The organism is Paenibacillus farraposensis (assembly GCF_020736845.1).
GTDB lineage: Bacteria > Bacillota > Bacilli > Paenibacillales > Paenibacillaceae > Paenibacillus > Paenibacillus farraposensis.
The window spans coordinates 18,114-34,232 of the sequence record NZ_JAFFQR010000003.1 but is presented as its reverse complement, the minus strand read 5'-3'; the positions used below and the strand labels follow the sequence as shown (position 1 = coordinate 34,232).

12 protein-coding genes are annotated in these 16,119 nt (G+C 46.8%); 5 read left to right on the top strand and 7 right to left on the bottom strand.

The window, feature by feature from the left end:
- Window positions 1–170: 170 nt before the first annotated feature.
- Entirely contained in the window at window positions 171–677 is a 507-nt protein-coding gene (locus JO375_RS00200) for a PTS sugar transporter subunit IIA (protein WP_229522590.1), read from the top strand.
- 344 nt (window positions 678–1,021) lie between these two features.
- On the opposite strand, the gene JO375_RS24445 is transcribed toward JO375_RS00200, so the two are convergent.
- From JO375_RS24445 to JO375_RS00185, 3 genes are all read right to left on the bottom strand, one after another.
- Entirely contained in the window at window positions 1,022–1,099 is a 78-nt protein-coding gene (locus JO375_RS24445) for a putative holin-like toxin (protein WP_267497624.1), read from the bottom strand.
- Window positions 1,100–1,271: 172 nt separating this feature from the next.
- Entirely contained in the window at window positions 1,272–2,123 is an 852-nt protein-coding gene (locus tag JO375_RS00190) for a pentapeptide repeat-containing protein (RefSeq protein WP_377529373.1), read from the bottom strand.
- A gap of 230 nt (window positions 2,124–2,353) precedes the next feature.
- Window positions 2,354–4,927 carry a glycosyl hydrolase gene (locus tag JO375_RS00185; protein ID WP_229522589.1) on the bottom strand — a complete coding sequence of 858 codons (2,574 nt, stop codon included), beginning with the start codon at window positions 4,925–4,927 and terminating at the stop codon, window positions 2,354–2,356.
- A gap of 596 nt (window positions 4,928–5,523) precedes the next feature.
- On the opposite strand from JO375_RS00185, the gene JO375_RS00180 reads away from it, so the two are divergent.
- A complete protein-coding gene (locus JO375_RS00180; RefSeq protein WP_229522588.1) occupies window positions 5,524–5,901 on the top strand; it encodes a VOC family protein in 378 nt (125 codons plus the stop codon).
- Window positions 5,902–6,039: 138 nt separating this feature from the next.
- Here the strand turns inward: JO375_RS00180 and JO375_RS00175 are convergent, their stop codons facing one another.
- On the bottom strand, window positions 6,040–6,432 hold the full coding sequence (locus JO375_RS00175) for a VOC family protein (protein ID WP_229522587.1): 393 nt from the start codon (window positions 6,430–6,432) through the stop codon (window positions 6,040–6,042).
- A gap of 312 nt (window positions 6,433–6,744) precedes the next feature.
- On the opposite strand from JO375_RS00175, the gene JO375_RS00170 reads away from it, so the two are divergent.
- Window positions 6,745–7,188, top strand: a complete 444-nt coding sequence (locus JO375_RS00170) for a transporter (RefSeq protein ID WP_229522586.1) — start codon at window positions 6,745–6,747, stop codon at window positions 7,186–7,188.
- 139 nt (window positions 7,189–7,327) lie between these two features.
- Here JO375_RS00170 and JO375_RS00165 read toward each other — a convergent pair whose 3' ends face one another.
- Window positions 7,328–9,385 carry a transglycosylase domain-containing protein gene (locus tag JO375_RS00165; RefSeq protein WP_229522585.1) on the bottom strand — a complete coding sequence of 686 codons (2,058 nt, stop codon included), beginning with the start codon at window positions 9,383–9,385 and terminating at the stop codon, window positions 7,328–7,330.
- A 239-nt stretch (window positions 9,386–9,624) separates the two neighbouring features.
- Here JO375_RS00165 and speE point away from each other — a divergent pair, with 239 nt between their 5' ends.
- Window positions 9,625–10,452, top strand: a complete 828-nt coding sequence (gene speE, locus JO375_RS00160) for a polyamine aminopropyltransferase (RefSeq protein ID WP_229522610.1) — start codon at window positions 9,625–9,627, stop codon at window positions 10,450–10,452.
- Window positions 10,453–10,783: 331 nt separating this feature from the next.
- The gene (locus JO375_RS00155) at window positions 10,784–12,073 is read left to right on the top strand and encodes an MFS transporter (protein ID WP_229522584.1); all 1,290 of its coding nucleotides are present in this window, start codon (window positions 10,784–10,786) and stop codon (window positions 12,071–12,073) included.
- A gap of 374 nt (window positions 12,074–12,447) precedes the next feature.
- On the opposite strand, the gene JO375_RS00150 is transcribed toward JO375_RS00155, so the two are convergent.
- Window positions 12,448–14,187 carry an ABC transporter ATP-binding protein gene (locus JO375_RS00150; protein ID WP_229522583.1) on the bottom strand — a complete coding sequence of 580 codons (1,740 nt, stop codon included), beginning with the start codon at window positions 14,185–14,187 and terminating at the stop codon, window positions 12,448–12,450.
- Window positions 14,184–16,025: an ABC transporter ATP-binding protein gene (locus JO375_RS00145; protein ID WP_229522582.1), complete on the bottom strand. Its 1,842-nt coding sequence runs from the start codon at window positions 16,023–16,025 to the stop codon at window positions 14,184–14,186. Before JO375_RS00145 ends, JO375_RS00150 begins: the two co-directional genes overlap by 4 nt.
- Window positions 16,026–16,119: the final 94 nt, after the last annotated feature.

Sequence of the window (16,119 nt, the reverse complement as noted above, 5' to 3'; positions counted from 1 at the left end):
AACAGATAAAGCCTTGACATTCAGGAAAGGCACTTACTATAATTCAAATAAAAATCGGTTACAAAATCCGATTTTTATTTATTTCTCCTGTGGAACCGGTTCCCAAAAGAGTGTAGTTAAGTTCTATTCATTGTTTTTGAATGCAATCTGTTAAGAAAGGTGGCATCGTTATGTTTAAATGGTTGAAAAAGAAGACAGCTTCTCGTATTGAAGAATTCGACATGGCAGCGCCAGTTAAAGGACGCGTGGTTTCCCTTGAAGAGGTTCCAGACCCTGCTTTCTCTACGAAGGCTATGGGGGAAGGCATCGCCATTTATCCGGCCGAAGGCAAGGTTATAGCTCCTTTTGCAGGTAAAGTCGCTCATGTCATGGAGAAAAGCAAACACGCTCTGATCATTGAACATGAATCCGGGGTACAGATTTTGATACATGTAGGGATTAATACAGTCTCTCTCAAAGGACAGGGCTTTAATCCTCATGTCCAGACAGGAGATAGCATTAAAGCAGGCCAGTTGTTGATGGAATTTGATCTGGATGCGATTCAACGGGATGGATTGCCGGTAATTACTCCAGTCATTGTTCCGGACGGGCAAGAGATGATCAGCCATGTGGAAATATTGGAAGGTTCATCTGCTTCTCCAGATACACCTGTATTAAGAGTCCATTTGAAAGACTAACTGGAATTTCCGGTTAGTCTTTTTTTAGATAATTCATTTACCAGTCAAAGGACTGGAATGAACATCTGAATCAGAAGATAGGATTCACATATTTCAGCTATCCGCCGATTTCAAGCTTTCGGTATGAATAGAATATGTATCTGACAAGTAAAACGACGGAACAGTCAGTTGAATTTATGAAGAAAAGAACTGTATTTACGTTATAAAATGAGCTATACTGAGATAAAAATAGTAAGGGGGCCGTGCGTCAACACGACTCCAGTGTACAACCACTGCTTAAAGAGCAGTCGGCAGTAGCGTTCAACAATAGACCGATACCTTGGTGGGGGCGGTCTATTTCTTTTTCATGAGGTAAGTAATGCCAGAATGGACATGCCAAACATGATCATCAAGGAAACCGCGTCTTTAACCTCCACAGGCATCACCTCCCTTCGGGGAGACTAGCCGATCGCCCTTTTAGCCGTATGTTGTACTAGCAAAGTATACCACAAGACAGACGTCTTTAAGGTGATAATTACTTGATTAAGTCTTTATTTAGGGGTCACAAAATCGATTCCTATACTTTAATAGCCAACGATTGCTACCAAATGAAATCTAATGCAGCCAATGATCAGGGATGCTTAGAGAAGGAGGTAATATGGTTTTGCGATTACCTTTTGCCGAATTCAATTGCGCTTGCGTAAGAAAGATACTGCCTTCGAGATTGGCCCCGCTTAAATCCGCATCTCTAAAATCTGCGCCGATCAGGTCGGTCATTCTCATATCAGCTTCTCGGAGATCAGCAGCAATAAGCAGCACTCCCCTCAAATTGGCCCCTCTCAGATTAGCCCCTCTTAAATTCGCGCCCATCAGGTCTCTTTGTTTCAGCTTTTTATTATACTTACTGTGCTCCATGTTTTTCTTTACCTTTGCCCGCACTAATTCACTTGTTTGTAGCAGTAAATCATTGATTAGCGCCCTATGGGCTGGTACATGAAGATTTAAAAGGGATTCTGGGTCTTGATCCGTAAGCTGCTCGGTTTTTGCTATCGCTTTTTGCAAGTCTGCATAGATGGGGCGAGCCTCTGCCAGGCTAAGGGCTTCATTTAAGTAAAAAAGCATTTCGTGTAGCTGCTGCATGACGGGAAGTAGATTAAACATTTCTTCAGCGATTGCCGGGCTGTCTCGCCAGCTTTTTCCGCTGTACGTAACTTGAGATATCTTTTGACCTGCCCCAAAGCAATCATATACGGTACAGCCTCGCAAGCCGCTATTTCTTAGATTCGTATGAATATTACAACGATAACCCGCATTCAGGTTTTGACAAGGAGTTCCTCCATCCTTATTAAAGGCAAAATCAGCAGATTTGGCATAAGGCAAAGCTACACAGCATAACCCAAAACATTGGTCACAATCTGCACTAAACTTTTTTTGAATATGGCTCTGATTCATTAACTCACTAGACAATGATCACACATCCTTTTACTAGCACCTATCGAATGTAATATTAGCATTTAGAAAGATAGGGGATTGCCTTTATTATATCTATAGCCTTTATTTCAAGTAAATATATATGAGCTAGCGCTTAAAAATATGGGGAATTTGCTAATTGGCGATAGCGCTCTTGCCTTGCCTAACACAACAAAAAGGGTTGGAGCAGGGGATAATCCCCGATCCAACCCGTATTTCTTGCCTCCTTACAGCTCAATCCCCCATATAAGCTTACCGTTCATATACCCGGTAACCAGTTCGTTGTCTGCGAACTGACTGCTGGATGCCTTGAATGAGTAATCGTCAGCCTGGTTGTAATTGGACCAGTCGGTTTTGGAGAACCGAGCTTGGACTTCTGCACTCTGGCCGGGATTAAGCGTTCCAGCCGAACTCGTAAAGCCAATTTCCAGATAATAATCGGCTCCGGCAACCCGAGTCGCCAGTTTAACGAATTTACCGGTTACATTCGCACTCCCGATACTGGACCAGTCGCACCAGAAGTTCTGTGCCTTTTCCCCGTCAATCGTATAGTAATACCGGAGTTTCACATCACTTAACTTTATCGCCGAATCACCGGTGTTGATTACTTTGAATCTGGGTGAAATTCCATTGGTGGAGGCACTCGTGTTGCCATTGAAGGCTTGGATCGTCAAGTCTCCCGCCGGTACAGGAACACTGCTGTCCACTACATTTACTGTAAGGACAGCGTCTTTTCCTCCACTGAAATGAAAGGTTATCGCATTCTGGCCCAGTGGCAGTGTGGCAAGATAGGATTTGCTCAGAATGACAGCAGCACTTGATTCCGTATAATCCTGTCCCGATTTAAGGGTATAATTCCCACTTTTTATGCTTGCAAGCTGGTTTCCATTTAAAGTAAGGGATACAGGAATATCCTGCCCTAGATTCTTTGCTTTATCATATGTCACATTCACAGGCGTAATCGCAGCGCCCGGTGTTGAATCGACAATTTTGACTTTTAATACGGAATCTTGTCCTTGATTAAAATCAAAGACGATCGAATGCTCGCCAACCGGCAGCCCAGCCAGGAATTCTTTTTTCAGCAGCAGCGTATTTCCGCTCAAGGTATAATCCTTAGTCACGGTCAATGCATTGGCACCAGCTCGGAGAGCGGTTAACGTATTGTCGTTAAAATTCACGGTTATGGCTTTGTCGCTTTGATTGGGCGAATATTTGTCGAATTCGACGTTTGTAGGTGTGATGGATGCTCTTGGGGTTTTATCGTCAACCTTTAAATCGGGCAGCTCATCCAACGTGATTACATAATCACTTTGATAAAGCGTTGTCAGGGTGTCTGGATAATTAAAGGCGGAACTCATGAGATGCTCGCCATACCAGGGTAAAAAGTAGAGCCATCCCGATTTTTCCTCTGTCAGGTTCTGTACGCTTGGGACGGTGTCGTTCTCCGTCATGGCCACCATTTTCTTGCCGTTGGTTAAATCAACAAGTTGATAGAAAATCGAGGTAATGGCATCCTCATTGGGTACGCCGGACAAACCGTCATAGCGGTTGTAGACCGTATTGTATTTATCATAGCCGACAATATCCACCTTATCGTTGCCAGGATACCATCCGGGAGAAGTGCTGTATACATAGCTGTTGTAGGTCCAGATCAAGTTGTGCAAGCCGTACGTCTCCGTAAGTTCGGTATAGAGATGATCCCACAGCTGTTTGTATACATCCGCGCCTGCCGAAGCCCACCAGAACCACGCGCCTTCCCCTTTCAACCCGCCGTTGCCTTCCGCCTCATGATAAGGACGAAAAATAACCGGCACATGGTTATCTTGCAGAATCTGCAGCTGTTTCGCCAAATCCTTAATGGTCATCTGCACGTATTGATATTCTTTAGTACCGGGAACCACCGCATTGGCTGTATTAAAATTGGTTTCCGTCGGCTTGTAGGTGGCGTTCTTCCAATCCACAGACTCCCCGAGCTGATAGGCGGTGAAATTTCGGGGCACATTGATATGCCAGGAAGCTGTCGCGATCCCGCCCCGTTTATTTACCCAATCGATCATCCGATCGGTTGTGCCGTCCTCCCAACCGTACAGCGGATTATAGTTCATCAAATCAAAGCCGCGGATTGCCGGATACTTTCCGGTTAGATTGTGAATCCAATCAAACTCCAATTCAGTATTGCCGTTATTGCCGCCTCCGTAAATCTCCTGCTGACCGGAGATCATATGGTTGCCGTAAACCTCCGTTAAATAATTCATCAAACGTTGAGTTTCCGGTGTGGCTTTAGAATCGGTGAGGACAGGCTGCACATCCAAGGGATCAAGATCAGCATAATCCACAGTGAAGGTGTCAAAATAAGCGAATCCCCAACCGGCCTTCAGTTGGATGGTGTTGCTTCCTTGTTTCAGCTTATGAAAGCCAAAATCGAAATTCGACCACGTGGTCGTGTAAGGCAGCATATACGAACCTTTGGCATCGCCGTTAACAGTTAAATATTGAAGCCTGCCGTCAGGGCTCAGCTCCTGCATATACCGAGTGGAGATCGCATACATGCCGGTTTCCGGGACAGTCACTGTAAAGGTTATTGTGCCGGAATTCTGCATCCAGACAAATCCACTTCCGGAGAATCCGGGCTTGGGTTGTCCGTAAATTTTAGTCGCCACTTGAAGATCGGAGGTGAGCTGGGCGTCTTCGCCTTCAATCGTGAAAAGCGTGGTGTCTGCATGAACGGGCACTGGTATCAATCCAAGCAGCAGAGTAAATGCCAGCATAATTGCACTTGCAGTTTTGAGCAAATTTTTCACTTTCATCTTTCCTTTCTATGTAAAAGATGATAAATAATCGCACAACCTATCAACTCATGGAGGCGATTTCATAGTAAATATAGCATATGAACCATATTTTGTAAATATATAAACATTAAATAGTTTTGCACTTTGTTTTTCTACAATCCCTACGTCCTTCCACTCTTCTTTTCCCAACGTCAACCACTGTTATTGGGTTTGAGCCTTATTTCATGTCAGCCAGGAATTAATAGGCATTGGATTTTGCATGGAAGGACAAATGAATTCATTATAGAATTTATTAACAAATATAAAGATTATAGTAATTTGAAGAAAAAAGAGATAGATAAAATCGATGATTGCTTGTTTTGAGCCGGATACAACGTCCTTAAAATTTTTAAGGGAAGTGCATTTTTAATATTCCTTTATAGGAATACTCCCGATGGGGTATTCTTTAATCAACAGGACAAAAGTTATCCTGAATAAAGGAGATGATTAAACAAGAAGCTATTAGATATAGAGGTGAGTAACATGTCATGAAAAAATCCGAAATGGACATAACGATGCTGAGTGCTCTAGCTGAACCGAATTATTCCATATGAGGAGTGTATAAATTGATGATTAATATTATTGGTCAAGTTATGCTGTATGTGAGTAACCAAGACGAATCCAGAGATTTTTGGACAAAGAAACTAGGGTTTGAGGTCATTTCTGAAAAAAACAATGGACAGATGAGGTGGATAGAAGTTGCTCCTAAGGGTGCAGCAACTAGCATCGTTCTTCATAATAAAGAGTTTGTTGCCAAAATGAATCCTGAATTGAATCTGGGAACACCATCTATAATGTATTTCACGGAAAATCTCGATCAATTACATCGTGATTTGACAAACAAAAATATCACAGTTGGAGAAATTGTAGAACTTCCCTCCGGAAGAGTTTTTAACTTCGCAGATAATGAAGAAAATTACTTTGCTGTAATGGAAAAAAGAAGTTAAAAAAGTAAGTAAAATGAAATGAACTTTCGAACCCCATTAAGGTTTTAAACTGATGGGGGAGACGTAAGGGAAACAATAGTTGAATAAGTCACAAAAGCAGCTAATCAAAATGATTAGCTGCTTTTGGTCTAGATCGGGTTATGCTTTTGCCAGATTCAATTGCCATGAAACGCCGTATTTGTCTTCAACCCATCCAAATTGCCGGCTTACGGGTGAGGGCTCAAGAGGCATTAGAATTTGGCCTCCCTGCGATAGCTGATCAAACACACGGTGAATTTCTTCTTCTGAATCACAGGTGACGAATAATGACAGAGCCGGGGTAAAAGGGTGCTTGTTCTGATGATTGTAGTCAATAGCCATAAAGGTTTGTCCCTTGAGGATAAATACAGAATGTAACACGGTTCCATTTTCCTGATGAAGCATGCTAATGATGTCAGACGGCTTAAATACGGAAGTATAAAATCGGATGGCTTCTTCTGCTTGGCCAGGGAACATAAAAAATGTTGTCATTTTCGGTTTAGCATTTTCCATAAGGTTCACTCCTTGGGTTAGATGGTAGATGCTAAACATTCTCTCACTTTTGAAATGAAAATATTCAGCCATGAAAGAGTGCTGCGACTGGTACATCTACCATGCGGATCGCATCGCGAGGAACAGGCGGCGAGTTGGAAAAAGCGATAAATCAGAATTTATTTAATGAATTTTCAAATTTTTATCTTTATTAAGCTTTAAATGTAATCAGCTGAAATCGCAGAATGTGGTGGCGGATATGGGGATTCGCCCAGTCCACGGGCTAATGTCCCGCATAGGATACATCAGCCTAGAACACAAGGAGTGAAACACATGTCTTTAATGCCACAGGTGCCTGTACAACCAGGCACTCCGGGTTCATCCATGCCGTCAGGTCCTTCGCTTCCACAATTTCCTGGTACACAAGGCTTATTCCCGTCACCGATTGGCCCACCGCCAGGTCCGGGTCCGTTCTCGCCGCCGTCAGGACCGATTGGTTCTCCGGGACCTGGGTTTCAAGCTCAGGCCCCGACTGCTCCGCCGCCGCAATTTATCCCACCGCAGCCACTGGCCACAGCCTTCGCGATTGATCCCGCGGCCATGTCCGGTTGCTTGTTCCGCTATACGTTTATATGGCTGAGGAATGGCGAACGTTTCTGGATGTATCCTGTCTTTATAGGCAGAACATCCGTATCGGGATTCCGATGGAATGGTTTCTTCTGGACATTTTTTGGTATAGACACCAACCGGATCGTGTCATTTAGCTGTTTCTGGTAAGCATTCCTTTGGAGAACATCGTACTGAACCGGGGAATTGCGGGGAAGTGGCAACCGATATATAGGACATATGAGAAATAAAATAAAGCAAAAAGACTGAGGGAAACGCTCATAGCGTTCCTCCAGTCTTTTTTTGGGTGCTACTCCATCCACCATCGCTTGAAATTGCTCCACCATGATTTCTTTTCGGCCTGCTGCTCGGCCTGATTAGTCTGTGTCGCTGCCGGTGGGGTGTTCTGTCCTGACAGGGTCTCCTTCGGCTCCGTCCCGCTGACGAATACCTCCAGCCGCTTATCCGGGCTGTCCGGTGCGGCCAGCTTGCCACTGGCCGGATCGATATAGGCGCTGACTACGCCGTCAGGAATGGGAAAGATTTTGGGCGGCACATTCTCGAGTGCTTTTTCCGTATATTGCGCGAAAATCGGTGCCGCCCGCCGGGCATCCTGCGTGCTGATGGCCTTGCCTTTGTCATAGCCGACCCAGACGGCGGTGGACAGCTCCGGCGTGAAGCCGACCATCCAGGCATCGGTGTTGGTCGTGCCGCTCTTCCCGGCAACCGGGCGCTTGATCAGCTTTGCGACCCGGTTGCCGGTTCCGCCTTCCTCGAACACGCCTTCCATCAGGCGTGTAAGGACGTAGGCGGAGGCGGGCTTCACTACCTGCTCAGGGGCGGACTGCGGCGCTTCGTAGAGCGTACGCCCGGCCACATCGGTGATGCGCAGCACCGCCACTGGAGCGACCCTTTTCCCGCCGTTGCCGATCACCGAGAAGGCCGAGGCCATCTCGAACGGGCTGACGGGCGATACACCCAGCGCGAGAGAAGGCACAGGCTTCAGCTCGCTCGTAATGCCCATTTTGCGGGCGAGGTCCATGACTTTATCCGTTCCCACCTTCAAAATGGTGCTCACGGCATAAATATTATCGGACGCTGCAATCGCACGCCGCAGATCAATTTCGCCCAAATATTTATCTCCAAAATTTTTGGGTTTATAGGTTTTGCGGTTGTTGTCGTAGTGAAACAACGTCGGTCGGCTCTCGAACTTGGACGTACTCGTCAGCTCACCCGAATCGAGTGCGCTCAGATACATAATCGGCTTAAAGGAGGAGCCTGGCTGCCGGGTCGTGGCTAGCGCATGGTTATACTGGTTGCCGACATAATTGGTCCCGCCGACCATGGCCTTGACATGCCCGTTGCGCGGGTCGATGGAGATTAACGCCGTTTCCAGTCCGTCGCTGCTCTTCATCCCCTCACTTACAGCCGCCTCGGCTGCTTGCTGCATGTGTATGTTCAGCGTGGTATAAATGCTCAGACCGCCATGCTCCAGCACGCTTTCGCTAATCCCCAGTTGATTCGTGGCGAGCTGACGGACATAGTCACGGAACCAGGGAGCAGCTTCAAGTGTCTGGCGCTGGCTCTCGGGGCGCAGGGCGAGCATTTCCTCATAGGCCTTGGTAGCCTGGGACGGCGTAATTTTGCCGATGAGTGCCATGGAATCCAGCACAATTTTTTGCCGATCCTTTGCATTTTTCATATGATTATACGGCGAATAATAAGTCGGTCCCTTCGGAATACCCGCCAGCAGGGCGCTCTCAGCCAAATCCAGATCTTTTGCCGATTTGCCAAAATACATCTGCGCAGCCGCTTCAATGCCGTAAGCACCGTGACCGTAATAAATTTCGTTCAAATACATTTGCAGCAGCTCGTCTTTGGTGTATTTCATTTCAAGCTGTGCGGTATAGATAGCCTCCTTGGCTTTGCGTGTCCACGTTTTCTCATGAGACAGGTATAGGTTACGCGCGAGCTGCTGAGTCAGTGTGCTGGCTCCTTGTGCCATATCCCAATGAGTCAGATTGACAAGCACAGCCCTGCCCAGACCCTTGAAATCAAAGCCAAAATGATCGTAGAACTTCCGGTCCTCAACAGCCAGTGTAGCTGCAATCAGATCGGGTGAAATCTGATCAAGTCGGACAGGAATGGACTCTTTGCCTCCGGCAGAGAAGGTGGCAATGACTTGACCCTGGCTATCGAGCAGACGTGAGTTCCGGTCCGTATCCGCGAGAGGAAGACTGGTCGTATATAAATAGGCGATCAGAATGCAGGCGGCGATGGCCATCAGGATGGTGAGCGACAGCAGTCCCTGGAACCAGCGAAGCCAGAGCGGCTTGCGTGCGGGAAATCGTCCGGTTGTATTGGCCATCCTGCCACCTCCTTCCATGGTTGATGTTCTCAGTATGGTCAATCCAAAAGTGTCTATTCATCAGATGTGCATATGTATCTGCTTTAATTAGGTACAATAAATATAGCAGACTCGGCGTTTGCATGTTGCACATAAAAGAAAAGCCAATATTTGTGCTGTCGCAACTGAATTACAAGAGTGCGGCCTGGCGATACAAGGGTTGCCGGACACATACTTTGATCAGGAAGAAGGTTGAAATGATGGACTTGTGGTTTACAGAGAAGCAAACTCCCTCTTTCGGCATTACGGTGAAAATCAAACAAACGTATGTCTCTGAAAAAACGGAGTTTCAGGATCTGGCGATGATCGAGACAGAGGAATTCGGCAATATGCTCGTACTGGATGGCATGGTAATGACAACCGTGAAGGATGAATTCGTTTATCACGAAATGGTAGCACACCCTGCTTTGAATACCCACCCGAATCCGAAAAAAGTTTTGGTTGTGGGCGGCGGTGATGGTGGCGTCATTCGCGAGGTGATTAAGCACCCTGAGGTAGAAAAGGCAGTGTTGGTTGAGATTGACGGCAAGGTCATTGAATACTCTAAAACATTTTTGCCTGAAATCGCCGGGAAGCTGGACGAACCTAACGTAGAAGTGCTGGTTAATGACGGCTATATGCATATTATTGAACATAAAAATGAATACGATGTGATCATGGTGGATTCGACAGAGCCGGTCGGTCCGGCAGCGCCACTATTCGAGCGCGGGTTCTACCAAGGCATTTTTGAAGCGCTGAAGGAAGATGGTATTTTTGTTGCGCAGACGGACAACCCTTGGTTCAAGGCTGATTTGATCCAGAAGGTCAATCAGGATGTGAAGGAGATTTTCCCCATTGTACGTGTGTACGGGGCGAATATTCCGACTTATCCGAGTGGACTCTGGACGTTCACGCTGGGCAGCAAGAAGTATGATCCGCTGGAAGTAGACGAAACGCAATTTCCAGAAATGGATACTCGATATTACAGCCCGCGTCTGCACAAGGCGGCGTTTGTTTTGCCTAAGTTTGTGGAGGATTTAACGAAGTAAAGACCATGATGAGCTAAATATACATTCAAATATAGCTGTGCTATAGCATGAAATAAATGCAAATAATCGATTAAATGCGCCGAAGCGCTCTATATTGCCTGTTTTAAGGTGGAAAAGAGTGTTGTAGGCGCTTTTTGTTGTGAACAACATTGAAATTAATCGCAAAATTATATTGGACAGCCAATTTCCTTTTAAGATAAAAGGAGGAAAATTAAGGGTGTGTGTAGAATATACAAAAAACCAGACATTTGACAGAATTGTAATATCAGCAGAGGAGGTTTGGTTATAGGGATACATAACTTGGAAATATACCAAAGAGGAGGAAAAATTTTTGATCAAACGCTCTTTTTATTACCTGTGGGGATCGCAGACGATTTCCAACGTAGCAGATATCATCTACATGTTGAGTGTAGTGGTGTTGGTGTTCAGTTCAAGCAACTCACTGATGACGACCATTTTGATTCCGCTCTTTCGATTGTCTGCCCAAGTGCTTAGCGGGCTTGTTGCACCGATCGTTCTTGGCCGATTTCGATTGACGCGCATTCTGCTATTTTCCCAATTCGGACAGTTTGTCATCTTTACGCTATTGCTGCTTTATTTGTGGACTGTACCTGAGCAAAGGTCCTTTCTGTTTATTTTTGTGATGGTGTTCGGCATGTCTTTTCTCGATGGCTGGACGAATCCTTCACGTAATGCGCTTGTACCTCGTTTGGCTACTGGTGAAGGACTAATGCAGGCGAACGGGATGGTAGCGGTCAGTGATCAAGTGGTCAAATGCGCAGGCTGGGCGTTAAGCGGACTTATTGTCGCTTGGCTGGGCTCCCTGAATACGCTGTTGATCGCATCGTGCTGCTATCTCATTGCGGTAACGGTTACAACCTTCATTCGTGATCCGCTGGATGCAAAACAAATAAGCTCCGAGTCTTCACAATCCTCGTCAGATCCGGAAGAAGCCGCAAACGAAGAAAAACGATCCCATTGGAAAGAGCTTGGGGAAGGCTGGCAGATTATTTGGCATAACCGTCGTATTCGATCTCTGATGATCGTGGATAGCGTGGATACCATTGGGGGAACCTCTTGGCTGGGCGTATTTATCTTGGCTTACGTCACCCAAGTGCTGCATCGGGATGCGAGCTGGTGGGGATTTATGAATGCCTCTTTTTTCTCTGGCAGCATTTTGGGTGGATTGATCGTTGTTGGTTTGGTTAAGCGGTTACAAAAGAACAGCTTTTTGTATATGCTTGGAGCGTTGCTAGTGTATGTTCTGATTACCATTGTATTTGCCTTAAATACAATCCCTGTTGCTGCGCTTGTTCTTTTTGCTGTATCAGGCTTGCCTGTTCAAATGGCTGGCATTATTCGCCGCACCCTGCTACAGACAAGCGCGCCGGCAGACCAGCTTCCCAAGGTGATGGCAGGGATCGATGTTCTTACCAATCTTGCTTTTGGGCTGTCCTTATTATTCCTGGGCTGGTACGCAGACCGGTTTGGCATGGTGCAGGTGTATTTACTGGCTGCGGTTATGACAACCATTGCCGTTTTGATCGGCTGGTGGTATCGACGTGATTTCCGGGAAAGTGAGTCCGTTGATCATCCGACAGCTACGAAGATAGGTATTTAAAATGTACCGTATTTGGTAGGCGTGGCAACATTCATGGGATAACTACATAATTATAATTCTCCCCGGTTGCACAGAAGCATTATCGGAATGACGTTGCCGGTGGTGCCCAGCCTCAACCCAGTCCGCCAATTTAAACTGATGTCCAGGTGCCGGATATACACAAGATCTCAAGGATCAGACAAAAGGAAAACATATGTTCGTTTTTTATTATACAATATGAGGGGCCATTTTTCAAAGAGAAATAAAACAACTGATAGTAAACTACCCAGAATTAGAAAAAGGAGCCGGCTTATTACGACTCCTTTTTCCGTTGTTCAGCTATTATCAGACATAGTGGAATTGATCAGGAGACTGGACCATATCCCGTCAGCCTGCTAGGCCGTAGCGAACTGACTATTATAAAGAGAGGCATAATAGCCACCGCTTGCAAGCAGCTCCTCATGGGTTCCGCTTTCGACGACATCGCCGTTTTTCATGTAGAGGATCAGGTCCGCTTCACGAATGGTTGATAGCCTGTGGGCAATTACAAAGCTGGTTCGGCCAGCGACCATTTTCATAAACGCCTTTTGGATGCGCGCCTCTGTCAGAGTGTCTATGCTGCTGGTTGCTTCATCCAGAATGAGCATAGGCGGATCAACCAGGATCACGCGCGCAATGGTGAGCAGCTGCTTTTGCCCTTGGGACAGGGTATCGCCGGAGCCGTTGATAACGGTATCGTAGCCATGGGGTAGACGTGTAATGAAGCCATGTGCATTGGCAGCTTTCGCTGCTGCGATGACTTCTTCCTCGGTGGCTTTAGGCTTCCCGTAAGCGATATTGTCCCGAATGGTGCCGCTGAACAGCCATGTATCCTGAAGCACCATGCCAAAGTTCTTTCGCAAGCTGTCCCGGGACATGTCGTTGATATTCACCCCATCGATAGATATGGAGCCGCTGTCCACATCATAAAACCGCATGAGCAGGTTGACGAGTGTCGTTTTGCCTGCCCCGGTCTGGCCGACAATGGCGACCCGGGTCCCCGGCCTAACCTCCAGGCTAAAGTCGGTAATAAGAGTGCGTTCCGGGGTATAGGAGAACTTGACATGTTCAAAAAGAATCGTGCCTTTGCTCCGCTCCACTCGCAATGCGTTTGGTTGTTCCGGCTTCTCCGGCGGCGAATCCAGAATGGCAAATATACGCTGAGCGGAGGCTGTAGCCGCCTGGAACTGGGTAAGCACACCCGTAATTTCGTTAAAAGGCTTCGCGAACAAATTGGTATAAATCAGAAAGCTCGATAATCCGCCTACAGAGATTACACCCAAAATGATGGATATACATCCCACCATTGCGGTGACCGAAAAAGTCATGTTGTTTACCAATCGGGTGGAGGGGTTCGACAATGATCCATAGAACTGTGATTTTACCCCGGCTTGATACAGCTGCTCGTTTTTGTCACAAAATTCCTCGAACGAGCGGTTTTCGTAATGAAAGGCGGTTACCACCCGCTGTCCGCCGATCATCTCCTCCACATAACCGTTCAGGCTTCCTAAAATTTTGGCCTGTTCGTGGAACATCCGCTGAGATCGTGTAGAAATAAATCTGGCCACGCCGTATGTGATCGGGGCTGATACGAGTACGACCAACGTCATGATTGGACTGATATATAGCATGAGTACAATAGAGCCGATGATCGTAACCATCCCGGTAATCAGAGTAGAAAAACCTTGCAACAACCCGTCTGACACGGCATCCATATCGTTCACGAACCGGCTGATGCTGTCTCCTTGAGGGTGATTGTCATGGAAGCTTAACGGAAGAATATTAAAATGGTCAAATAACTCCCGCCGCATATCATTTACAGTCTGGAAAGCAACCCGGTTTGTTAAATACGTGAGCACCCAGCTAAACAGGCTGCCTACGACATATACGATGCCCAGTCCGGCCAAAATTTGCGCCACACCTCTAAAATCTACTGCGTCCAGACCCACCATATGGTCGATGGCCAGACCAATCATATAAGGCCCGACCAGACTGGCAAGCACGCTGAGAATCGCACAGACGACAATCCCAATGGTAGTATTCTTATATTGACCCACGTAGGTTAATAGTCTTTTCCAGGTTTCCTTGCCGCTCATTGATCTACCTCCTGCGTTGAGATCTGGGAACGATTAATTTCCTGATATACTTCCGAACGGGTCATTAACTGGTCGTGTGTACCGATCCCGGCAATCCTTCCTTCATCAAATACGATAATTTTATCGGCATGCTGTACGGTGCTTACCCGTTGTGAGACCAGCAGGACCGTCGTATGGGTGCTGTTGTCCCGTAGCGATTTGCGCAGGGCAGCATCGGTTGCAAAATCAAGTGCGCTTGAGGAATCATCTAAGATGAGGATTTCCGGATTGCTTACAATAGCTCTGGCAATGGTGAGCCGCTGCTTTTGGCCTCCCGACAGATTAAGCCCTCCTCGGGTAATCGGGGCATCGTATTTCCCGGCCAGGTTGCCAATAAATTCTTCCGCTTGAGCGATGGCGGCTGCCCGGGCCACTTCCTCATCGGTAGCGTGTTTCTTGCCCCAGCGGATATTATCTGCGATGGTGCCGGTGAACAGCAGCGCCTTCTGCGGGACGATACCGATCTTTTGCCGCAGCTCTGTAAGATTGTAATCCCGGACATCGATTCCATCGATCCGTATACTGCCTTTCACCGCATCATAGAACCGGGGAATGAGATTCACAAATGTCGATTTTCCCGAGCCTGTTCCTCCAATGATGCCGACCGTTTCACCCGGATAAATGTCTACGTCTATGTCGCTAAGCGCCAATTGTCCTGTTGTATTGTATCCAAAGGAAACATGATCAAAAGCGATAGCTGGGACCGTGTTTTGCCGGGACATACGATCTGTTTGGGACAGCGAAGCCTGGATACCATCGACACTATCGGGCTGCATCGACCCTGTGTCTACTACATCTCCGTATGGAGCAGGGGGAGAACCCGGCTGATTTTCAGACGCAGCAGTATCGGAGATCGAAGCCTGCGTATCCAGCACCTCCTGAATCCGTGCTGCTGAAGTAGAAGCCTTGGTGAACAAAATAATCAGATTGGTCACCACAATCAGAGCCAGCAAAATCTGCGTGATATAATTAATAAAAGCGATGATTTCTCCCTGTGTGAGCGATCCGTATTGAATATGGATGCCCCCGATCCACAGGATGGCAATAATAGCTCCGTTGACCACCAGCAGGGTGGCCGGACTAAGCAAAGCGGAAATACGACCGACACGTATGGCGGTCTGGGTCAAATCGTCGGAGGCTGTGTTGAACTTTACCCGTTCGGTGCCTCTTTTGGCAAAAGCTCGTATGACCCGTACTCCGGTCAGATTTTCACTTAGCACCAAGGCGATGTGATCCAGCTTCTTCTGGTATAAGCGATAAAGCGGCGAAGCCTTCGTAATGACCAGATACAAAATTACAGCCAGGATCGGCGTAGCGGCCAGCAATACCAAAGCCAGACGCGCGTCCAGAATCATCGACATCATAATAGCTCCGATACAAATAAAAGGAGCGCGAATGACTAGACGAATGAGCATCGCCACTGCCATCTGGAGTTGATTAACATCGTTGGTGATCCGGTTAATAAGCGAGGGAGTACCGAACTTATCCAGGTCCGCGTATGAAAACGATAAAATGTGCTTGTATATCGTATTGCGCAGCGTAGTACCGAACCCTTGGGAGGCCCGGGCCGCATAAAGCTGACACACCAAAGAGCTGCTAAAGCCCAATACGGTCATAAGCAACATCAAAAGACCCATCTGCCACACATAATGGGTATCTCCTTTGCCGACCCCATGATTGATCATGAGCGCGACCATGGTAGGCAGCAATAATTCCAGAATGGCCTCGATCAACTTAAACAGCGGGCCAAGGATGCTTTCCTTTTTATAAGGCTTCAAAAAAACAGCGAATTTCAGCAAATAAACCATCACCTAACCTGAATGAAATATAATGCCCGTCGAATCAAATACGATAACTGAATATGATTATGTCACATCCCCATCCATATGAAAA

Coding starts and splice junctions, on each gene's coding strand:
- JO375_RS00200 (WP_229522590.1), top strand. CDS start 171: ATGTTTAAATGGTTGAAAAAGAAGACAGCTTCTCGTATTGAAGAATTC.
- JO375_RS24445 (WP_267497624.1), bottom strand. CDS start 1,099: ATGCCTGTGGAGGTTAAAGACGCGGTTTCCTTGATGATCATGTTTGGC.
- JO375_RS00180 (WP_229522588.1), top strand. CDS start 5,524: ATGATTAATATTATTGGTCAAGTTATGCTGTATGTGAGTAACCAAGAC.
- JO375_RS00175 (WP_229522587.1), bottom strand. CDS start 6,432: ATGGAAAATGCTAAACCGAAAATGACAACATTTTTTATGTTCCCTGGC.
- JO375_RS00170 (WP_229522586.1), top strand. CDS start 6,745: ATGTCTTTAATGCCACAGGTGCCTGTACAACCAGGCACTCCGGGTTCA.
- JO375_RS00165 (WP_229522585.1), bottom strand. CDS start 9,385: ATGGCCAATACAACCGGACGATTTCCCGCACGCAAGCCGCTCTGGCTT.
- speE (WP_229522610.1), top strand. CDS start 9,625: ATGGACTTGTGGTTTACAGAGAAGCAAACTCCCTCTTTCGGCATTACG.
- JO375_RS00150 (WP_229522583.1), bottom strand. CDS start 14,187: ATGAGCGGCAAGGAAACCTGGAAAAGACTATTAACCTACGTGGGTCAA.